Annotated in this window: 20 protein-coding genes; 8 read left to right on the top strand and 12 right to left on the bottom strand. The window is 68.6% G+C overall.

Annotation, left to right across the window (positions count from 1 at the left end; all coding sequences use genetic code 11):
• The 7 genes from RTO53_RS01670 (at position 1) to RTO53_RS01640 (ending at position 7,729) form a co-directional block, all read left to right on the top strand.
• Positions 1 to 951, top strand: coding sequence for a type II secretion system F family protein (locus tag RTO53_RS01670; RefSeq protein WP_312236154.1), 951 nt, complete (start codon positions 1 to 3; stop codon positions 949 to 951).
• A complete protein-coding gene (locus RTO53_RS01665) occupies positions 948 to 1,907 on the top strand; it encodes a type II secretion system F family protein (protein ID WP_312236153.1) in 960 nt (319 codons plus the stop codon). The genes RTO53_RS01670 and RTO53_RS01665 overlap by 4 nt, the downstream gene beginning before the upstream one ends.
• A gap of 5 nt (positions 1,908 to 1,912) precedes the next feature.
• Positions 1,913 to 2,770: a tetratricopeptide repeat protein gene (locus RTO53_RS01660; RefSeq protein ID WP_312236152.1), complete on the top strand. Its 858-nt coding sequence runs from the start codon at positions 1,913 to 1,915 to the stop codon at positions 2,768 to 2,770.
• Positions 2,767 to 3,201 carry a DUF3613 domain-containing protein gene (locus tag RTO53_RS01655; RefSeq protein ID WP_312236151.1) on the top strand — a complete coding sequence of 145 codons (435 nt, stop codon included), beginning with the start codon at positions 2,767 to 2,769 and terminating at the stop codon, positions 3,199 to 3,201. Before RTO53_RS01660 ends, RTO53_RS01655 begins: the two co-directional genes overlap by 4 nt.
• 4 nt (positions 3,202 to 3,205) lie before the next feature.
• On the top strand, positions 3,206 to 5,356 hold the full coding sequence (locus tag RTO53_RS01650; protein ID WP_312236150.1) for a TadG family pilus assembly protein: 2,151 nt from the start codon (positions 3,206 to 3,208) through the stop codon (positions 5,354 to 5,356).
• Positions 5,357 to 5,464: 108 nt separating this feature from the next.
• Entirely contained in the window at positions 5,465 to 6,184 is a 720-nt protein-coding gene (locus RTO53_RS01645) for a DUF2968 domain-containing protein (protein WP_312236149.1), read from the top strand.
• 174 nt (positions 6,185 to 6,358) lie between these two features.
• Complete coding sequence (locus tag RTO53_RS01640; protein ID WP_312236148.1) at positions 6,359 to 7,729, top strand: serine hydrolase; 1,371 nt, start codon at positions 6,359 to 6,361, stop codon at positions 7,727 to 7,729.
• 12 nt (positions 7,730 to 7,741) lie between these two features.
• On the opposite strand, the gene RTO53_RS01635 is transcribed toward RTO53_RS01640, so the two are convergent.
• The 7 genes from RTO53_RS01635 to RTO53_RS01605 all read right to left on the bottom strand — a co-directional run bounded on the left by RTO53_RS01635 (position 7,742) and on the right by RTO53_RS01605 (position 15,443).
• A complete protein-coding gene (locus tag RTO53_RS01635; protein ID WP_312236147.1) occupies positions 7,742 to 8,158 on the bottom strand; it encodes a hypothetical protein in 417 nt (138 codons plus the stop codon).
• Between the two features lie 364 nt (positions 8,159 to 8,522).
• Positions 8,523 to 11,252: a TonB-dependent receptor gene (locus RTO53_RS01630; protein ID WP_312236146.1), complete on the bottom strand. Its 2,730-nt coding sequence runs from the start codon at positions 11,250 to 11,252 to the stop codon at positions 8,523 to 8,525.
• A gap of 179 nt (positions 11,253 to 11,431) precedes the next feature.
• The gene (locus tag RTO53_RS01625) at positions 11,432 to 12,190 is read right to left on the bottom strand and encodes a SapC family protein (RefSeq protein ID WP_312236145.1); all 759 of its coding nucleotides are present in this window, start codon (positions 12,188 to 12,190) and stop codon (positions 11,432 to 11,434) included.
• A gap of 126 nt (positions 12,191 to 12,316) precedes the next feature.
• On the bottom strand, positions 12,317 to 13,210 hold the full coding sequence (locus RTO53_RS01620) for a hypothetical protein (RefSeq protein ID WP_312236144.1): 894 nt from the start codon (positions 13,208 to 13,210) through the stop codon (positions 12,317 to 12,319).
• Between the two features lie 69 nt (positions 13,211 to 13,279).
• Positions 13,280 to 14,065 (bottom strand): CDP-diacylglycerol diphosphatase, encoded by a 786-nt coding sequence (locus RTO53_RS01615; RefSeq protein ID WP_312236198.1) that lies wholly within the window; start codon positions 14,063 to 14,065, stop codon positions 13,280 to 13,282.
• A gap of 118 nt (positions 14,066 to 14,183) precedes the next feature.
• Entirely contained in the window at positions 14,184 to 14,819 is a 636-nt protein-coding gene (locus RTO53_RS01610; protein ID WP_312236143.1) for a decarboxylase, read from the bottom strand.
• A gap of 129 nt (positions 14,820 to 14,948) precedes the next feature.
• Positions 14,949 to 15,443: a DUF1543 domain-containing protein gene (locus RTO53_RS01605; RefSeq protein ID WP_312236142.1), complete on the bottom strand. Its 495-nt coding sequence runs from the start codon at positions 15,441 to 15,443 to the stop codon at positions 14,949 to 14,951.
• Between the two features lie 108 nt (positions 15,444 to 15,551).
• On the opposite strand from RTO53_RS01605, the gene RTO53_RS01600 reads away from it, so the two are divergent.
• A complete protein-coding gene (locus RTO53_RS01600) occupies positions 15,552 to 15,872 on the top strand; it encodes a hypothetical protein (protein ID WP_312236141.1) in 321 nt (106 codons plus the stop codon).
• A 53-nt stretch (positions 15,873 to 15,925) separates the two neighbouring features.
• Here the strand turns inward: RTO53_RS01600 and dld are convergent, their stop codons facing one another.
• The 5 genes from dld to RTO53_RS01575 all read right to left on the bottom strand — a co-directional run bounded on the left by dld (position 15,926) and on the right by RTO53_RS01575 (position 20,702).
• The gene (dld, locus tag RTO53_RS01595) at positions 15,926 to 17,620 is read right to left on the bottom strand and encodes a D-lactate dehydrogenase (protein ID WP_312236140.1); all 1,695 of its coding nucleotides are present in this window, start codon (positions 17,618 to 17,620) and stop codon (positions 15,926 to 15,928) included.
• The gene (gene lldD, locus RTO53_RS01590; RefSeq protein WP_312236139.1) at positions 17,617 to 18,777 is read right to left on the bottom strand and encodes an FMN-dependent L-lactate dehydrogenase LldD; all 1,161 of its coding nucleotides are present in this window, start codon (positions 18,775 to 18,777) and stop codon (positions 17,617 to 17,619) included. The genes dld and lldD overlap by 4 nt, the downstream gene beginning before the upstream one ends.
• Positions 18,778 to 18,780: 3 nt before the next feature.
• On the bottom strand, positions 18,781 to 19,545 hold the full coding sequence (lldR, locus tag RTO53_RS01585) for a transcriptional regulator LldR (protein WP_312236138.1): 765 nt from the start codon (positions 19,543 to 19,545) through the stop codon (positions 18,781 to 18,783).
• 264 nt (positions 19,546 to 19,809) lie between these two features.
• Positions 19,810 to 20,247 carry a VOC family protein gene (locus RTO53_RS01580; protein WP_312236137.1) on the bottom strand — a complete coding sequence of 146 codons (438 nt, stop codon included), beginning with the start codon at positions 20,245 to 20,247 and terminating at the stop codon, positions 19,810 to 19,812.
• A complete protein-coding gene (locus RTO53_RS01575; RefSeq protein ID WP_312236136.1) occupies positions 20,244 to 20,702 on the bottom strand; it encodes an MgtC/SapB family protein in 459 nt (152 codons plus the stop codon). The genes RTO53_RS01580 and RTO53_RS01575 overlap by 4 nt, the downstream gene beginning before the upstream one ends.
• Between the last annotated feature and the right edge of the window lie 189 nt (positions 20,703 to 20,891).

Raw genomic sequence — 20,891 nt, 5'->3', positions numbered from 1 at the left:
ATGGTCACGGTGCTGCTGCTGTGCAGTGCGGTGCTGGTGCTGGTGGCGGTGGCCATCGAGCTGTGGTGGGGCGCGGGCCGCCGCGAACGCCAGCGCGCCTCGCTGCAGCACACCGAACAGCGCCTGGCGGCCAACCCGGCCACGCCGGTCCTGGCCGGCATGCCCACGCGACCGGCCAACGCAGCACCGTTGCCTGCCGTTACCGCCCGGCCCGACGCGCTGCCGTGGGATGCGCTGCTGCAGCGTGCCGGGCTGCGGCCAGGCTGGCGGCTGCCGATCCTGTGGCTGCTGGGCGGCGTCGCGCTGGCCTGGCTGGCGGCCGCGCGCATCGGCACCGCATGGATGTGGCCGATCGCCTTCGGCCTGTATGCATTGCTGCTGGGCCTGTGGGTGTCGCGCCGCATCCTCGGCCTGCAACGCCGCCTGCTGCGCCAGTTGCCGGACTTCCTCGACAACCTGGTGCGTCTGACCGGGCTCGGCAACAGCCTGCAGATGTCCTTCCAGACCGCCAGCCAGCAGGTGTCGATGCCGCTGCGCGGCCTGCTCGATGACACCCTGTCCGGCACCCGCAGCGGCCTGGACCTGGACCGCGCGCTCAGCCAGGCCGCCCAGCCCTACCGGCTGGACGTGCTGGACGTACTCGCCGTGGTGCTGGGCGTGAGCATCCGCATCGGTGGGCGCTCGGACCAGATCCTGCAGCGCATGAGCGACTTCATGCGCGATCTGGACCAGGCCCGCCAGGAGTTGATGGCCACCACCTCCGAAACGCGCATGTCGGCCTGGGTGCTCGGCCTGCTGCCGCCGCTGTCGGCGCTGCTGATGGCCATCGTCAGCCCGGACTTCTTCGAGCCGATGCTGCAGGTGGCACTGGGCCATCGCATTCTCGGTGCCGCCCTGCTGCTGGAACTGATCGGCGGCTTCCTGCTGTATCGCCTGGCGCGTTCGCTATGAGCGCCGGCACCCTGCTGATCGCCGCATTGCTGCTGCTGGCCCTCGGGCTGGCCCTGCTGGGCATCGCCGGACTGTGGCTCACGGGCCAGCAGAACCGCACCGCCGCCACGCTGCAGAGCGCGCTGCGCAGCCGCGACGCCGGCCCGCGTGACCCCGGCAGCCCGACCGCAGCGGCGCCCGCGCCGGAGACCGGTCCGCGCGGCTGGGCGTGGCTGGCCACGCTGGGCGAGCGCTTCAACGGCGGTCGCCTCGAAGCGGCGCTGCTGGCCCCGGAAGACCGCCTGCTGCTCGACCAGGCCGGCTGGCATACCCGCGCCGGCACCGCCACCTTCCTGGCGCTGCGCCTGCTTCTGGCGGTGCTGTGCCTGCTGGTGGCCCTGGCCTTCTACAGCGGCGACGGCCTCAGCCGGATCGTGGTGATGATCGTCGCCCTCGGGGTTGGCGTACTGCTGCCCAAATTCGCGCTGCGTGCCTGGGCCACGCGCCTGCGCAAGCGCGTGTCGGCCGAACTGCCATTACTGATCGACCTGCTGCGCCTGCTGCAGGGCGTGGGCTTCAGCATGGACCAGAGCCTGCAGACCCTCGGTGACAAACTGCGCAGCGCCATCCCGGTGCTCGGCCGCGAGATCCAGCAGGCCAACATCGCCTACATGCACGGGCGCACGCGTCAGCAGTCGCTGCGGCGGCTGGCCGACGCGTTCGATGACGAAGACCTGCGCAGCCTGGTGCAGCTGATGCTGCAGGTCCACGAACACGGTGGCGCGGTACAGGAGCCGCTGCGCCAGTTCAGCGCGCGGCTGCGCGAACAACGCCGCGCCACGCTCAAGGAAAAGGTCGGCAAGCTCTCGGTCAAGATGACCGTGGTGATGATGCTGACCCTGCTGCCGGCACTGATGCTGGTGTTGTCCGGCCCGGCGATCATCGCCCTGGCCAATGCCGTGAACCGTCTGGGATGAAGACCATGCCGATCCAACCGCGCCACTGCTGGTTGCTGCTCACCACGCTGGCCGTGTGCACCGCCTGCGGGTCGGCGCACAACGCCTACCGTCCCGATCCGCTCAGTCTGGCGCCGCTGGAATCGCCGCCGCAGGACGACAAGCGCATGTACCTGGACCTGATCGGCCAGATGCAGCGCCAGGGTGCCTACTTCGCGTCGCTGGCGCACGTGGACGCCTACCGCCAACGTTATGGGGACACCCCGGCACTGCGCCTGCTGCAGGCCGACGGCCTGCGTGAAACCCAGCAGGTCGACGCCGCACGCGCCATCTACACCAGCCTGGCCAATGGCCCCCAGGGTGCCGCCGCCTGGCACGGCCTGGGCCTGATCGCCGCACGCGCCGGTGATGCGGCCCAGGCCGAAACCAGCCTGGCGCGTGCCGTACAGTTGCAGCCGCTCAACACCGACTACCTCGGCGACCTCGGCTTTGCACGGCTGCGCGCCGGGCAGCTGGCGCAGGCACGCGAGCCACTGGCCAAGGCCGCCGAGCTGGCCCCGGGCAATGTAAAAGCGAATGCCAACCTGGCGGTATGGGCGCTGCTGCGCAACGACACCGCGATGGCCGAGCAGATCATGCGCAGCGCCGCCCTGCCCGACGCCGCGCGCGCGGAAGTGCAGCGACTGGCCCAACAATTGCGGCAGGCACCTACCGCTATTACGCCGCCGGCCGCGGCGACACCGATCACGCTCGCCGAGGTGCCGCGCACGCGCACACCGGTTGCCGCCGGTGCCCCGCGCACGCCACGCGCCGATGCCCGCCTTGCCCCGTCGATGCTGGAACGCTTCGGCGGCATCGACCCCGCCACCGAGAGCACGCCATGACCGCCTTCGCTCCCCCTGCGCTGCGTATCGCCCTGGCGGCCACGTGCCTGCTCGCCGCCACCGTGGCCGGCGCACAGCAGCGCCCGCTGACCGGGCAGATGCTGGGCGATACCGCCCCGCCACCTGCAGCGGTCGTCGCCACACCGCCCGCACCGCCGGCACCGCCGCCGTACGAACCGCTGCTGCCGCCCCTGCCCCCGACCGACCCGCTGCCGCTGCCGCTACCGGCGCGGCCGCAGATTGGCGATACCACCCGCGCCCTGTTGCAGCTGCAGGCGCGCGGCAGCCATGCCGGCGCGCACCTGCCGATGCTCGGCGACCAGGCCTCGCTCAGCTACGCGCGCTACCTGCAGAGCTTCACCCACCCGATCCCGGAGTTCCTCGACACCAGCGTGCGCAAACAGGTCACTGGTGACGGCAACGGAGAGTGATCCCATGAAGACCCACGCCCGTCAGCGCGGCGGCATGTCGGTGACGATGATGCTGGTGATGCTCGGCCTGGTGACGATGCTTGGCCTGGTCGAAATCGGCTATCTGTACTGGGCCAAGCGCGATGTGCAGAAGGTCGCCGACCTGTCCGCGTTGGCCGGCGCGCAGCGGCTGGACCTGTGCAGCGCCAACCGCGCCGACAACAGCGCCGCGCGCAGCAACGCCCTGCAGGCCAACCGCTTCCCCGGCACCCTCACCGTGCGCTGCGGCGACTGGAATCCCACCCATGCCACCGCCGACCACTTCGTCGACAGCGCCGCCAGCGCGCCGGTCAACGCGGTCAAGGTCAGTGCCGAGCGCCCGGTGCTGCCGTTCTTCGGCCAGACCGGCGGATTGCCGCAGGTGCGCGCCCAGGCAGTGGCCACGCGGGCACCACCGCTTGCAGTGTTCAGCGTCGGCTCGCAGCTGCTGCGGATCAATGGCAACACCCCCCTGGGCGGCGTGCTGAAGCTGGTCGGCGTCGATCTGGACCAGACCACCCTGCTCGGTTACGACGGCCTGGCACAAGCCAAGGTCACCCCCGGCGGCCTGCTCAAGGCACTGGGCATTCCGGTGGATGCCAACATCAGCATCGGCGACTTCAACGCGCTGCTGGCCGCGCACAAGGTATCGCTGGGCCAACTGCTCGACGCCACCGCCAGCGTGCTCAGCCAGAGTGGCGTGGCCTATGTGGACCTGCGTGCGCTGAAGGACGCACTGGCGGCCAAGGTGGATATCAACCAGCTCAACCTGCAGCTGGGCAGCAATGCCGACGGCAGCGGCCTGTTCGGCAGCATCGTCGCCCCGGACGGCCCGGCGTCGGCCGCGCTGCAGGCCGAGGTCAACGCACTGGACCTGATCACCACCAGCATCAGCATCGCCAACGGCGGCAAGGGCGTGGCGGTCAACAACCTCAGCGTACTCGGCCTGGTCCAGGCAAAGGCCGCCATCATCGAGCCGCCGTCGATCGCGATCGGCGGCGTCGGTACACGCGCCTACAACGCCCAGGTCCGGGTCAACCTGGACATCGACAGCAACAACCTGCTGCTGGGCATCGGCAAGGTGCTGGGCCTGCTCGGCATCCGCCTGAAGCTGCCGGTGTATGCCGACGTCACGAACGCGATGGGCACCCTGACCAGCCTGCAATGCGCCGCCCAGCCGGCCACCGCCAGCATCCGGGTGGAATCGTCGGTCTTGCGCGCCTGCGTCGGCAAGGTCGCTGACAGTGCCCGATTCTCCACGCGCAACGTCTGCGATGCCAGCCTGCAGAACGAGCAACTGCTCACCCTGCTCGGCGCGCCACTGATCAACGACCAGATCAAGCTCAACGCGCTCACCCATGACGAAACCGTGACCCTGTCCCCGGGCGAAACGAAGTCGACCTGGATCAACGGCGCGCAGATCGGCAATGCCGTCACCGACCTGGTGCGCGAGTTGCTGCGCGTGCTCAGCGGCATGCTCAACCCCGCCGCCAAGGGCATGAGCACCGGCGATACCGCCACCCAGCTGGCCGACCAGTTCCTGCAAGGCACGCGCAAGAGCAACGGTTTCTACGATGTGGATGCCACCATCGCCCTGTTGCGCGATGGCTCCACATCGCTGGGCATCCCGCGCTTCGGCGACTGGCAGGTCCACAACGGCGTGCCCTACGCCTGCGGCCTGCTGGGGCTGGGCACCTGCTACAAGGACGGCTCGGTGTGGGATGCCTACAAAGTCACTGTCACCGGCCAGGGCCTGGGCGTGCTCGACGGCCTGCTCGGCACGGTGCTGGGCGGGTTGGTGATCAACCGCTGCAGCGGCCTGGTCAGCGTGCTGCTCAGCTACAACAACTGCCTCAAGGGCAACCTGGCGTCGTACCTGCAGACCGCCCCCAACGGCATGCTCGACGCCTACCAGGGCAGCGGCGGAATCACCGACCCGGGCACCAATGCGGTGGCCTGCAGCGGCCTGCTCTGCACCCTGCTGCGGCCGGTGCTGGAGGGCCTGCTCAAGCCGCTGCTCAACGGCGTCGGCACCCTCCTCACCCAGACCCTGGCGTTGGTGCTGGGCCTGGAGCTGGGGCGCACCGACGTGCACCTGCAGGCGGTGCAGTGCAACCCGGCCCAGCTGGTCTATTGAGCCCCCGTGCAGCGCTGTCGGCGCCGCGCGGGCTGCATGCTAGACTGCTGCGGGGACTGGGATTTCACAGACGAACTTTCACCGATTGAGCCATTTCTGGACGGCCTGATGATGCGAGCGAGAAAAGGGGTTGTATTCACCGGCCGGACCATCCTGGCCGGCAGTCTGGTGCTGCTGTCGCTGGGCGTGGTGCCGCAGGCACTGGCCGCGCGCGCGCCCAAGGGTGAGCCCGCCGAGCCTGCGCGCAGCGCGCCGGTGGTGCGCAACAGCGTGGACGAACTGCGCCAGCTGATGGATTCGCAGCAGCTCACCGAATTGCGGACCACGTACAACGGCAGCTACGGGGCCAGCCTGCTGTTCAATACCGCCACGCTGCAGTATTACGCCGCGCTGTTCCACGACAAGGATTTCTGGCGCGTCATCAAGACCGATTCGGTCGACAACGCCGAGAAGGTGTACCGCACCTTCGTGCAGCAGACCGAAGAACTGGCCCAGGTGTATATCGACACCACCCGCCTGGAAGCCGGCAAGCGCTACACCGAAAACCTGGTCGCCTACAACGAACAGCGCCTGCGCAGCCTGCAGCAGGAAGCCGACCTGCAGCGCCAGCAGTCGCTGCAGGTCAGCAGTTCGATCCAGCAGGCCAAGCAGCAGGCCGTGTCGCTGAGCACCGACCTGCGCAGCACGCACAGCCAATTGGACGCCCTGAACCAGCGTATCCAGGCGCTGCAGGCCCAGCAGGGCAACCCGGAACTGTCGCTGCCGCCGCCGGAGGCCAGTGCCCCGGTGGTGTCCCCGGCACCGGCCGGCGACACCGGCAACCCGTAAGCCAGGCGCGGCTCCCTGCACCCCAGGGAGCCTGCCGCGAAAACGCGTCGCTGCCGCATTTTCCTGCCTTCCTGATGCCTCCCCTGCAACGCCGTATCCATGCAGCCCGTCCGCTGCGGGTGCAGTACCCTGTGTGACATCCGCAAGGATAATCGCGCACACACGGAGATGGCCATGGCGACCACCGCACCACAGCATTCGAACCGTTCGCGTCGGTCCCTGGTCTGTGTTGCCCTGCTGATGGCCGCGGCGGGCCTGTTGCCCACCGCGCATGCCGCCGATGCGGCCACGCCTCCCCTGGATGCCACCGCCTCCGATCCCAACGTACTGGGCTGGATGCAAGGCTTTCCGCCGCCGGACGCCAAGCGCATCCGCTACACCGACAGCGACTATTTCAGTTTCCCCAAGCTGCGCTGGACCGCCTGCCACTTCCGCCAGCTGATGCCCACCGTCGGCGTCAGCCGTGGCCCCGGCGCCGCATCGCCGCTGCCGCAGCAGCTGGATGCCGCCATCGATGCGCTGCCCTTCACCCCGTTGAACACGCACGCCACGATGAGCTGGGCGCAGTCGCTGCAGGCCAACTACACCGACGGCATCATCGTGCTGCACGACGGCGTGGTGGTCTACGAACGCTACGCCGGCTGCCTGCAGCCCGATGGCCAGCACGGGGCGATGTCGGTGACCAAGTCGATCACCGGCCTGCTCGGTGAAATGCTGGTGGCCGAAGGTGCCCTCGACGAGAACGAAACGGTCGGTGCGATCCTCCCGGAACTGGCCAACAGTGCGTTTGCCGATGCCACGGTCAAGCAAGTGCTGGAAATGACCACCGCGCTGCGCTACAGCGAAGACTATGCCGACCCCAAGGCCGAGGTCTGGCAGTTCTCCGCCGCCGGCAGCACCCTGCCCCCGCCGCCGGGCTACACCGGTCCGCGCAGTTACTACGATTACCTGCGGACCGTGCAGAAGCAGGGCCGCCATGGCGAAGCATTCGGCTACAAGACGATCAACTCCGACACGCTGGGCTGGATCATTGCCCGGCGCACCGGCAAGCCGGTCTCCACGCTGCTGTCCGAGCGCATCTGGCAACCCCTGGGCGCCGAGCAGGACGCCTATTACACCGTCGACTCCAGCGGCACCCCGTTCGCCGGTGGTGGCTTCAACGCCGGTCTGCGCGACCTGGCACGGCTCGGCCAGCTGCTGCTGCAGGACGGCCGCGCCCACGGCCAGCAGATCGTGCCCGCCGCGGCCATCGAGCGCATCCGCGCCGGCGGTGACAAACGTGCGTTCGCCAAGGCCGGCTACAGCCTCCTGCCGGGCTGGAGCTACCGCGGCATGTGGTGGATCAGCCACAACAAGGACGGTGCCTACATGGCCCGTGGCGTGCATGGCCAGGCGCTGTACATCGACCCCGCCGCCAAGGTGGTGATCGCCCGCTTCGGCTCGCATCCCACTGCAGGCAACGCCGCCAATGATCCGACCACCCTGCCTGCCTTCGATGCGCTGGCGCACTACCTGATGTCCCGGCCGGTGCAACGCACTCCCTGAGCCGGCGACCGCTCAACGACACGCGAGATGGACGCGGTCGTCCGTGCGCCGGCTCAGCGCGAAGCTGCGTTTGACCCCCACCCTGGCGTACGCCGCCTCGCGTTGTCGTCGGGCCGCAGCGCAGGCCTGCGGCCGGTGATGCATCGAAATGACCGCGCCGGGCGGTGCCCGCGCGCGTCGCTTCGGCGCGCTGGTGCCGTCACGGTGGCGCGTGCGTGAATGACGGTGGTGATGCAGCGGTGCACGTTGTGCGTCCAGTGCACGTTTGCGCGCCTGCAGTTCCCGCCGGATCGCCTCGATCCGGGCCGCGTGCCGGCGCTCGGCCGGCACCACATCGACCTCCCACGCTTGCTCGGCCTGGCCTGGCGCGCAGGCATGGCGCTGGAACGTGGCCACGCCATCGACGCGGCATTTATGGATCTGCTGCACCTCCGGTATAGACGCCGGCGACGCTGCACCAGCAGGCACAACGGCACACACCCACAACCAGAAACAGAACCTCGGTAATGCGGTGGATCGCGATGGCATCGGCAGTCTCCCTGGCCTGCCGCCAGCATCCTGCGCACGCACCACAACGACCGCGACGTACGTTGCATTCCGTGGGCGGTGGGCCATCCACCTACGGCGACACGCGGGCTAAACGACGCCCAACATCGCGCCGATCACCCTGCGACGCGGTACTCCAGCACCTCATCGCCCAGATCATCGAAGTCCCCGGTTGGCCGCGCTGACCCTGCATGCAGAAAGGCCCGGGACATGCCGGGCCTTTCTTCGGGTTACGCCATCGCCTCGATCACAGGAACCGGTAATCGAACTCCAGCCACAGCTGACGACCATACGGGTCGTAGTTGCCGACCGGGTAGAACGGCCAGCCGCCGCCGTTCCTGTCTGCCGGTGGGCGGCTGTCGCGCAGGTTGTTGACGATCAGCCCGACGCTCGCGTTGTCGGTGAGCTTGCGGTACACGCTGGCGTTATAGGTCATGTAGGGCGCGATGCGACCACTGCCGTCGGTCTTGGGCAGCGAGCCGTAGCGGATGCCGTACAGGGTGGCGGTCCAGTCGTTGATCGCCCAGGTCACGCTGCCGTTGACCTTGCTGCGCCACTGGTAGGAGTCCAGCGAATTGCGCTGGTCGATCGCTTCGTCCTCGGCGAACTGGCGGTACTCGTGATCGATCACCAGCGAGTAGGCCAGGCGCGCGGAGAACTGGCCGTATCGGCCGGCATCCCAGCGCGTGTTCGCCTTCAGGTCGATGCCGCGCACCGACTCGGACGCGGCGTTGATCGGGTTGATCAACACGCGCACCACCTGGTTGGGCTGCACCGCGGCGTCGGCCGGGTTGCGGATCACCCGCGACAGCGCATCCTGGCACTGCGCCGAGTTGATGTCGCGCGCTTCCCCGCCCACGGTCTGGCCAAGCCGGCAATCGGCTTCGTCGCGCAGGATCCGCGAGGAATCCAGGTTGGTCACTTCCTGGTCGATGCGGATGTCGTAGTAATCGACAGTGAAGTCGACATTCGGCGATGGCGACCACACGAAGCCTGCACCGTAGGACTTGGCCGTTTCCGGCTGCAACTGCGGATTGGCGCCGCTGGTGTAGTCGATGGACAGGCCGCTGTAGTCGCAGTCGTCATAGGCCTGGCCGGCGCTGCGGCAACGCCAGTAGTCGGTCATGCCCGGGTTGTACCCGCGGGTCTCGCTGGCGAACACATAGTTCATGTCCGGCGCGCGGAAACTGGTGGCCGCGCTCGCGCGCAGCAGCAGCGTGTCGAACGGGCGGAACTCCAGGCCGGTACTCCAGGTGGCCTTGCCGATGTGGTCGCCGGCCGCGCGGTACTGGTCGTAGCGACCGGCCACGGTAGCGGTCAGGCGCTCCAGCAGCGGCAACTGCAGTTCCACGCCGGCCGCGTAGCGGTCACGCTCGCCGCCGGCCGGGATGCCGGCGCTGGTGTTCCAGAACTCACCGGTGGCCAGGCGCGGGTCCGGCCGGTTGTTGTAACCCTGGCTGCCCGCTTCCAATACCGCCGCCAGCGCGGCACGGCCGCCCGGCAGGTCGAACAGCTGGCCATTGACGCTGAAGGTGGCCGCCTGCAGCCACGCTGCGTTGCGGCTTTCCTGGGTGGTGGACAGGTCGTCGTATTCGTTCGGGGTCAGCGGCTGGTACAGGCGGGCCGGGTCCGGGGCATACACGTCCACGCCGTTGCGGGTGCCCAGCTTCGGCCCGAGCAGGTAGTCGTTGATGCCCGCCAGCAGCACCGGGCGGCGCGTGCGGTTTTCGTAACGCGAACGGCTGTAGGCCGCTTCGTAGTCCCAGTCCGAGCCGCCCAGGCTGCCGCGTGCGCCGACGTTGAACGACCACGAGGTCTCCAGGAACCGGTTGGCGTTGCGCTGCACGCCGCCGATTTCTTCCGGCGCGAAACGCCGGTACCAGCTTTCCAGCTGGCCGCTGTTCTGGTTGTAGAAATAGTTGCGCGAGGAGGTCCAGCTGGGCGCGCGGGTGTTGTTGTAGATGCGCGCGGTGCCGATGGCCACGTCGGCAAACAGCTCCTGGCGGTCGTTGAGGTGCCAGGTCAGCGCGCTGTAGGCATCGATGTTGCGCTTCTCGGTCTGCACGGTCCAGAAGGTGGCGGCCGCCTCGTTGCTGCCGCAGTAGGCGCCCTGGCGCGGATTCTGCGCGCGGAACACGCTGCCGCCATACAGCCCGGCAGTGGCGTCGCAGCCCGCCAGCCCGGGATCGATGTAGTTGCCGCTGCTGGCGTTGCGACGGTAGGCCACCGCCGTGGCCAGCGGCGTCACGCCGCGCGGATCGTCGGTGAGCGAATCCATGAAGTCACGCTGCGAGCCGTAGATCGCCTTGCGGTTGGCGATTTCCAGGCCGAAGATCGCGTCCCACTGGTCGGTCGAGCTGCCGCCGACCACCTGCAGGCGCTGGTTGTCGCCGCCGCCCTGCTCGGTGGTGCCGGCCTTGAGGTTGATGCCCACACCTTCGTAGGACTTCTTCAGGATGATGTTGACCACGCCGGCGATCGCATCCGAGCCGTACACCGCCGATGCACCGCCGGTGAGGACCTCGATGCGGTCGATCAGCGCGCTGGGGATGTTGGCCAGGTTGACCACGTTGACCGAGCCTTCGTAGGCCAGCGGGTAGTCGGACTGGCGGCGCCCGTTGACCAGCACCAGGGTGCGGTTGGGGCCGAGGCCACGCAGGTTGATGGTGTTGGCGGCCGGGGTGAACGTGTTGCCGAAGTCCTCACCCTGCACGCTGCCGGTGTTTTCGGTCAGTGCACTCAGCGCTTCGAAGGCGCTGCGGTAGCCCTGCGCCTCGATCTGCTGCTGGGTGATCACGGTGACCGGCGAGGGCCCTTCCACGCTGGCGCGCGGGATGCGCGAGCCGGTGATCTTCACCGCTTCCAGTTCGGTGGGGGCGGCGCCGTCGGCGGCAAGCGCCAGTGGACTGATTCCGAGCAGGGGCAACAGGGACACGACCAGGGGGCGCAGGCGCAACGGACGACGGAGCAGAGACATGCAGGTTCCAGATTGGGAGAGTCGCTCCGGTGCGGGCAAGCCATTGCCGCAGGGGGTCCGGAGGGCGGGCCAGTCTGCTGAATGGGGGCCTGCGCCGGAAATGACTGCCCGCGATATGCATATAACGAAAACGGCGGCCCTGCGGCCGCCGTTTCTTCCGCACTCCATTGCCGCCGCGATCAGGCCTTGGCAGCGCTCTGCAGGCTCTGGCGCTGGACCAGCGCATTGAAGCGCGCCAGCGAGCTCAGGTGGTGGTGCACCAGGGCCAGGTAGCCGTTGCGGTGCCAGGCCAGCACCACGTCGTCGGGCAGCTTGGCCAGCTTTTCCACGTCGACCACGTGGAAGCCGTTGACCGACATCTGCTCACCGGTATTCAGGGTGACATCGATGCTGCGCTCGATCAGCAGGTCCTGCGCCTTGACGGCGGCCGAGAACTGGCGGGTCAGTTCGTGCTCACGGGTGAAGTCGCCGCAGAAGCGCATGGCGTTGTCGACCAGCTCGGTCGCCTTGCCATCGACGAACAGCGGCTCGCCTTCTTCACTGGTGCCCTGGTTGACGTGTTCGGCATCGGCATCGATGGCCAGCATGTAGTCGCCTTCCGGCTCGGCCTGCATGAACACGAACGGATAGCGGCGCACATACGCCGGTGCGTAGGTGTCTTCGGCCCACTTGTCGCCGTCGATGAACAGGTTGTTGCGGGCCAGGCCCACCGCCACGATCGGGGCCGCATCGCTGCCGGTGAACAGAATGGGGAAGTGCTGCGCGGCCAGGCCGAACTCACCGACCACCGCCGGAATGGCGTTGGTTTCGGCGGCAAAGGCCACGGTGCCCTGCTTCAGGCGCCAGTTGGCGTGCTTGTCCGATTGCAGCGGCAGCGGCTGGCGGTAGAACAGCGGGCCGGAAGCCTGTGCCGGCGGAGTAGTCGTTTCAGCAGTCATGGAATAGGTCAGGTACGACGCGCCAGACAGCCCGGGCGCGAAAGCGGGCACCGCATTGATTGGCCACTATAACGTGGCTGCATGACGATATGCGCCCTGCCGAAAGCCATGCCCGCGTGCGCCGCCCTACAGTTGGGTGAACTCCTCGCACCCTGGCAATGGCGCATCTGGCACATATACGCCGCCAACGAAGCGGAAAGTCCGCTGGTAGGAGCAGGCCGGATCGGTCTGGATCCGCAGGTCGCGCTTGCGCAGTGGCCCCTTGGTCGAGGCATCCTGAAACCGTGAAGCGCCAGCCGGAAACCGGGTGGCGGTGGTGCGGTAGCGCAGCACGGGCATGCCCTGCCCCGCCGGATCCAGGGCCAGCGTCATGGTGAAGCTGTACTCGTCGTGGCAGGCCCCGGCGCGACGCGCTTCATCGGCCTGGCCGAAGCAGGCGCGAATCATCGCGTGGCCGTCCGCCGGCACCACCAGCACGTCCGGGTCGATCTGGATGCCGTCCTGCTGGTGGTAGATGCGGCTCAAGCGCAAGGTCCCGGCGTCCGCACCGCCGCCGGAATAGCCGGTACTAGTGCCGCTCACTACGCCGACCAGCACGTTTTCCAGCGCGGCCTGCTGCGGGTCCGATGGTACCTGCGGGGCACCGATGCCCGGCGCCATCCGCACGATGAACGGCCACGGTTGCTCACTCGCCGGGGTTTCCAGCGCCGGCATCGGAAGGAAGCGAAGCCGCGGTTCGGGTTCACCAGCGGGACGATGCTCCACCTCCAGCTGCCCCGCCGACGGATCGCCGTTGCGCCGCGTGCGCACGCACCATTGCCGGTCCTGCGTGCAGAAACGCGGCGAGGCAGCGCCATCATCGCTGCCGGCGGGGGCACGGTCAGGCTGTTCGATCAGCGCCTCCACGCGGTTGCCGGCGCGGTCGTGCACGGGCGTGGCGGCGCCGACGACGTCGGCCAGCAGCAGCAGGCCGAGCGCGGCAGCACCGCGGTGACGCATCGATTCAAACTTCCCCGGCATGGTTCGCTTCCTGCGCGCCACAAAGCGCCCGTCGACAGAGCGGCGATTCTAGCCCAGCCAAGACGCCCCTCAGCGCACCCCGTCAAGCGGGCCGTCGGCGCCGGTCACTGCAGCACACGCATGGTCCTGCAGTTCTTCACCACTGGCCTCGTTGCCGGTGGCCGGATCGACGCGGGTCGCCAGCAGCAGGAAGCCGGGCGTGCCATCGCGCTCGTGTGCGCCGCTCACCACCAGTGACCAGTGGCCGAGGTCCTGCACGCCGGCCAGCTCATGGGCCAGCAGCTGGATCGGATTGACCGCAAGCACGTCGCCGCGCACGCGCCGGGCCTGGTAGACGTGGCCGCGCAGCGGTTCGGGCAGGCGTTGCCAGTGCGGGCCGATGCCGCCGTCCATGCGCCGCAGTTGCGCCAGCACGTCCGCGCGCAGGCAGTCGATGTGGATGTGCAGCTGGTGCTGCGAGCGGCCATGCGGCGAATTGAGCGCGAGGCTGGCTACCTCGCGCGGCAAGGGCTGGCCCAGCGCCTGTTCGGTCCGCCACCGTGCCGCCCATGCGCTGGCGAAATAGTTGGGCGCATCGGCGTGCAGCAGCGCCGGGCTCTCTATGCCGCTGACCTTGTCCAGCGGCATCAACAGGAACTGGTAGCGCCCGTGGGCGTCCTTGAACACCACATCGCGCCGACCGGGAGCAGCGTCCACCGCCAGACAATCACCACGCGGCGTACCCGCCCCCACGCAGTCGCTCTGGATCAGGCCCCACAGTGCGTCCGGGTTCGGCGGCGGCTTGGCCGGGGCCACCGGCACGGCGGCGGGTGGCGTGGCACAGGCGGCCAGCAACAGGCACAGCGACAACAGCATCGGGCGAAGGTTGGACACGGACGGGCATGGGCTTGCCCGATCCGGCATGGCGGGCTCGGCACGCATGGTAACCGAGCCGCCGCGCTGCGCCTTGGCCGCACGTGGCGGCCGGCGGCATTCAGTACGTGCTGAAAGGAACTTCCACGACCACGGCCGGCGCAGCGCTGGCCGGCTGCAGCGTATAGCGGTCCAGCGCGCCGTTCTCATCGGCGAAGGGCAGCGATTTGAACTGCAGGCGATAACGGTCCGCGCCCAGCGTCAGCACGCCGGTGGCGTCCATGCTGGCATCGGCCGGCAGCAGCAGCCCGCCCATGTCGCTGTAAGCGGCCGGATCGTCGCTGTAGACGTGGTCGACCAGATCGCCCTCGCGCTTCATTTCGTAGATATGCGGCTCGCCGCGGCGACGGTTGTACTCCTCACCGCCGGTGAGGTCGGCGATCCACACCCCCGGCAGGCGATAGCGGGTTTCCAGCGCGATGGCGTCCAGCCGTTCGCTTTCCACCACCAGGCAGCACACCGTGCGCCCGGCTTCGCGGTCCAGGATGGAGAAACGCGCGCCCTTGGCCACCGCCGCCGGCAATACCGCGAACGGCACATCGCGCAGCGCCGGATCGGCGCCATTGGCCGAATGCAGGTTGCGCCAGCCGCCCATGAACGGGCTGGCAGGCCCGGCAGCGGCGACAGCGGCAGCGGCCGCCAGCAGGCAGGTTCCCAGCAGCATGGCCAGCCGGCCCCTGAACTTCCCGTCGTACATCGTCATCTTCCGTCGTTGGCGCGTGCGGCGGCCGGGAGGGCGTCAATGCCGTCCCTGGGCGCGCGTCACTTTGGCCGCGACACTATGCGCCAGCGGCTGCGGGCGGGCAATCCTGCCCGGCAACCGGCATCAGCCGATCACGATGTAGTCGCTGACCAGCGCGATGCCCTGGTGCGGGCCGGGCTGCAGTTGCACATGGCGGCCACCGACCTGGTCGATGGCGATGCAGTCGTCCACCTCCAGCAGTGCATCGGTGTGCGGCTTGATCCAGCTGGCATCGCGCAGCGTCCGGGCCTTGGATTTCGCCTCGGCGATGTCGCTGGCGACCAGCAGCTGGTAATCGTGGGCCTCGCCGAGCGAGCGCGGGACATAGCCGCCCAGATTGACGAAGAACAGGCGCGGGGCACCCGGCGCGGGCGCGGCGTCACCGAAGCGGACCTGATGGTCTTCCACGCCATCCACCGCCAACCATCCATCCACGTGCAGCCCCTTGGGCTGGCCGAACCAGTCCGCGCGCAGCTGCGGGTAGGCATCCTCCACCCGGTCGACGTTGGCGAAGGCCACGTCATGGACCTCGATCCGCGCACGCGCATGGCGCCCGCCGAGCATGAACACGTGCAGCACTGCCCTCTCCTGGAACCTCTGGAACGGCGCGTAGTGTAGCGCCGCCACGACACGGTCGCGGCAGCGACGGTGGTATCGTCGGGCACTGAATCCGCAGGAGCGACCCTCATGACATTCCTTTCGCGCAACCGCCAACCGAAGGTGCTGGTTCCGGCATTGGCCCTGGTTTCCAGTCTGGCGCTGGGTGCCTGCGTCAGCACGCCCGGCCCGGTGGTCAAGGGCCCGGGACTGTGCAAGGCCGATGGTCTTGCCTGGGCGGTCGGTCAGCCGGCCGATGAGGCCAACATGCGCAAGCTGGCAGCGCAGAGCGGTGCCGGCCTGGTCAACCCGATCGGGCCGGAAACCATTACCACCCGCGACCTGCGCCAGGATCGCCTGCGGGTGTTCATCGACAAGAACAACGTGATCACCGCCGTTCGCTGCGAGTGATCGCACGGTGGGCCCTCCCACGGGTCTGCCCAGGCGGCTACCGGGGGGGGGCGCTATCGCCAGTGCGCGTGCTTCGGGGTCTGGCCGATGCCGGGATTGAATGCGTTGGTCGGGTCCAGTTCGCGGTAGAAATCGGCCAGTGCCGGCTTGGCGGGATACAGATGGCCGACGTTGTGTTCGGCGGGGTACTCCGCGCCACGCTGGTCCAGCAGCGCCCACATCGCATGCTCGATCGCCAGCGGGTCTTCGCCCTTGCGCACGAGGTAGTCCTGGTGGAACACGTGGCACAGGAAGTGTCCGTAATAGAGCTTGCCTGCCAGCCGCGCCTCCAGCGCCGCCGGCAACTGCTCCACCCACTGTCGGTCATCGCGGCGTAGCGCCACGTCCAGCGCGACGATGTCTTCCACCGTGTCGCGATGCACCTGGCGATAACGCACCGCGGCACCGGCCACGGCGAAACGATGCAGGAACGCCTTGCGTCCTTCCTCTGCCGTGCAGTGGAAATAGTCGCCCTGCCCGTCGGCGAAATGGCTGCGCAGGAACGCGTCCGTCGCGGCGGCATCCAGCGCCGACACTTTCAACAGGAGATGGTGCTCATAGCGGTCACGAAACTGCGTCATGCGTGGCGGCAGGTGCGCCGGCAACAGCCGCATCGCCGCCTGGATCAGCCGATCGGTCACCCCACGCAGCCCCACCGCCTCGCACCAGCCGTCGATGCGGCTCTTGAGCGCGAACGCGGCCGGCACCCGGGCCGTGCCGAGCCGGTCGATCAGCAGGAAGGTGTCCTTGCCGTAGCGCTGCCCGATATCGAACGCTTCCCGATGCAGGTACTCGCCGGAGATCGGCAGGCGTTCAAAGGCGGTAAGCAGGTGGCGCCGGATGGCGGTGAGATCGTCCATCGCATTGCTGCCGATGTAGAACACCTCGCTGCGCTCGCGTTCGAAGGTATCCAGGCGCACCGCGAACACCGCCAGCTTGCCCGCCGAACCGGCCGCTTCGAAATGGCGCGACGGATCGGCATTGAAGCGCGCCGGGGTCGGCGCATCCACCTGCCGCACCTGGGTGGCATAGCGCGGATCGGTGGCGGCGCGGCCGCTGTGGTTGTCCACGTCGGTGGCGGTGTAGTGGCCCCGCTGCAGGCGTTCAAGCATCTGCTCGGGATCATCCCCGAGCGCGATGCCCAGATGATTGACCAGATGCAACGTGCCCTGGGCGTCCACCTGCGCGAACAGGGCCAGTTCGGTGTAGGCCGGGCCGCGCCGCACCAGCGCACCCCCGGAATTGTTACAGACACCGCCCAGTACCGAGGCACCGATGCACGATGACCCGATCACCGAATGCGGCTCGCGGTCCAGCGGTGCCAGCACCTGCTCCAGGCGGTCCAGCGTGGCCCCGGGCAGGCACACAACCTGGCGGCCGTCGTTGAGCAGCTGGATGCCGGTCAGGCGCAGCGTGTTGAGGATCACCACCGGCCGGTCGTAGTCGGCGCCGTCGGGCGTGGAGCCGCCGGTGAGGCCGGTGTTGGCGGCCTGCATGATGACGATGGCCTGCGCGGCCACCACCGCCTGCAGTACCCGCCATTGCTCCACCAGCGTGCCCGGGCGCACCACCGCCAGCACCGGGCCATCGCCGAAGCGGTAGCCCTTGCGGAAGCGTCGGGTCGGCTTGTCGCCGCTGAGCACGTGTGCCGTACCGACGATGTCGCGCAGCCGGGCCAGCAATGCACCGGCATCTGCGCCAGCACTCACGGCGACACCGCTGCGTGCCGGGTGACCTCGGCAAGCGACTGGGCGGTGATGTCGGCGATGGTTCTCGCGCCGGTGAGGGTCATCGCCACGCGCATTTCCCGGGCGATCAGGTCGAGCAGGTTGGCCACGCCCTCCCCGCCCTGCGCGGCCAGCGCATACACGAAGGCACGGCCAAGCAGCACGCTGTCGGCGCCCAGCGCCAGCATGCGCACCACATCCAGCCCGCTGCGGACGCCTGAATCGGCCAGGATCTTCAGCTCACCCTTGACCGCATCGGCAATCGCCGGCAACGCCCGTGCGGTGGACAGCACTCCGTCCAGCTGGCGGCCTCCGTGGTTGGACACCACGATGCCATCGGCGCCGAAGCGCACCGCGTCGCGCGCATCGTCCGGATCGAGGATGCCCTTGATCACCATCGGCCCGGTCCAGAACGCGCGGATCCACTCGAGATCCTTCCAGGAAATGGACGGGTCGAAATTGCTGCCCAGCCAGCCGATGTAATCGGCCAGGCCGGTCGGGCTGCCCCGGTAGGTGGAAATGTTGCCCAGGTCGTGCGGGCGGCCCAACAGGCCCACGTCCCACGCCCAGCGCGGATGGGTCATGGCCTGCAGCATGCGCCGCAACGGCGCATGCGGACCGCTCATCCCCGAATGCGCATCGCGGTAGCGCGCGCCCGGGGTGGGCATGTCCACGGTGAACACCAGCGTGGTCACCCCGGCGGCCTTGGCCCGCTCCAGCGCATTGCGCATGAAACCGCGGTCCTTGAGCACATACAGCTGGAACCACATCGGGCGCTCGATGGCCGGCGCCACTTCCTCGATCGGGCACACCGACACCGTGGACAGGGTGAAGGGAATGCCGCGGCTGGCCGCCGCCCTGGCCGCCTGCACCTCTCCCCGGCGCGCCACCATGCCGGTCAGCCCGACCGGACCCAGCGCCACCGGCATCGCCAGGCGCTCGCCGAACAGCGTGGTTTCCAGGCTCAACTCGGCCACGTTGCGCAGCACCCGCTGGCGCAACGCGATGTCGGCCAGGTCGGCCACGTTGCGCCTGAGCGTGTGCTCGGCGTAGGCGCCACCATCGATGTAGTGGAACAGGAACGGCGGCAGCCGCCGCTGGGCGGCGACGCGGTAATCGGTGGAGGCGGCAATGATCATGGGTCAACCGTGGGCAGGAGGAAGCCGCGATGCGCGGGCGCGCCGGGCCTCGTTGTCGTCGAGCGTGCGCAGGGAGGTATGCACGAACGCCAGGTGCGCGTGCGCGGCGGCGCGGGCGCGTTCGGGGTCGCCGGAGAACACTGCGTCCATCAGCGCGCGATGCTGCGTGGAGAGCGGTTCAAACGTGCGTGGCGAGGTGTAGAGCCGTTCGCGGCTCTGCGAAATATTGGTCTGCAGCAGCTCGAACAGTCCGCGCATCACCTGCAGCAGGACCAGATTGTGCGAGGCCTCGGCGATGGCAAGATGGAAGGCCGCGTCGGCGCGCGCCTCACCGGCCGGATCGTCCTTGCCGTGCGCGGCGAGCATGTGGTCGAAGGCCGCGCGGATCCTGGCCCGGTCCGCGTCGGTGGCGCGCAGCGCGGCGTGCCAGGCGGCCGCCCCTTCCAGCGCGTGGCGGATCTCCAACACGTCGAAGCGATACTCCGGATCGTCCTGGAACACGGGCAGATACGGCAGCAGCGGCGCATCGATGGCCGGGGGCGCGCGCGTGCCCGGCGTAGTCACGAAGGTGCCACCCCCGACCCGCGCGGTCAGCAGGCCCTGGCTGGCCAGCTGGGCGATGGCCTCGCGCAACGCCGGGCGCGATACCCCCAGCTGCACCGCCAGCGCACGTTCGGCCGGCAGCCGATCACCAGGTTGCAGATGGCGGGCATGCACCAGCTCGCGCAGCTGCGCGGCCACCCGGTCCGACAGGCGTTCGTGCTTCACGCCGCCCCCGGTGCAAACACGCAGCAGCACCGGACACGGCCGGTATCGGGATCAGGGAAATGCCAGGCCTGCATCGGCGGGTCTCATCAGCAACGGTCGGGTATGGCCGCGCGAAGTTCGCCACGTGCCGGCAGCGCTCTGCAGCGTCCTGAGCATTGGTATTACCAAAACTCAGGAAAGGCTGCATGCGCCTCGGCACTCGGCGACGCCAAGCGCGACAGGCCCATTAAACCATAGCCATGGAACGCCCGCTTGGTATGACCATTACCCGCAGCCGCAGTCGCTGGACGGCCCTTTCAGCTCCACGCCATTGCCGTCCGGGTCGCGCAGGTACACCGACATGCCGTCGCCTTCAGCGCCGTAGTTACTTGCCGGCTTGCCGCTCAGTGCTACCCCGTGCATCTGCAGGTGCTCGCGCAGATGGGCCACATCGAAAGGCTCCACGCGCAGGCAGATATGGTCCACGTTGCGGCCCTGTTCGCCGGCGGCGGCGCCACCGTGCACGCCCAGCGGCCCGTCCACGCTGACCAGGTCGATCATCGATGCGCCGGCATGCAGATGCACCATGCCCAGTGATGGCCGCTCGCGCGCGACGGTGCAGCCCAGCACGTCACGATAGAAGTGCACCGCGCGTGGCAGGTCCTGCACGCGCAGTACCACGTGGTCGATGCGTTGGATCTCGAACGGACGTTCGCTGCTCATGAAGGCTCCAGTTTCTTGGCGATACGGCTGAACACGGCCAGCACGATCAAGCACAGCACGCAGACGCCGATGGCGATGACGTACTCGCCGATGCCCACTGCAATGCCGATCGAAGCGGACATGATCAGGGAACTGGCGGTGGTCAAGCCGCTGACCTGGTCATCGCGCGTGCCGCGCAGGATGGTGCCGGCCGCGACGAAACCGACGCAGGCGATCACCGCTTCGATCAAGCGCACCGGGTCCACCTGCAGCAGGTCCCGATAGCGCTCCTGCTGGAAGTGTTCGGCGATGCTGTCGCCCAGGCCGACGATCAGCGCGGCCGCACCGGCGATGAGCATGTGCGTGCGCAGCCCGGCGGCGTGCTTGCCCATTTCGCGCTCGATGCCGATCAGGCCGCCAAACACCATGGCTGCGGCAATCCGCAGCAGGATCGATAGATCTTGTTCCAGTCCCATCCGCTGCTCCTTACCTGTTCGGCCCAGCCTTGCGTGGCGGCCGTGGCAGCACCGTGAAGGGACGCGTGAGGCGGATGTGCACGGTCATGCGGGGTTGGGAAACACCGCACGACCGTCCCGCAGGGACCAAGGCCCGGAGCGCCGCGCTTACTGCGCCAGGTAGCCGCCGTCGATGGCGTAATAGGTGCC

The sequence above is a fragment of the Stenotrophomonas sp. genome (genome assembly GCF_031995405.1).
Classification (GTDB): domain Bacteria; phylum Pseudomonadota; class Gammaproteobacteria; order Xanthomonadales; family Xanthomonadaceae; genus Stenotrophomonas.
The sequence above is the reverse complement of the archived record's forward strand: the minus strand, read 5'-3'. Positions and strand labels throughout refer to the sequence as shown.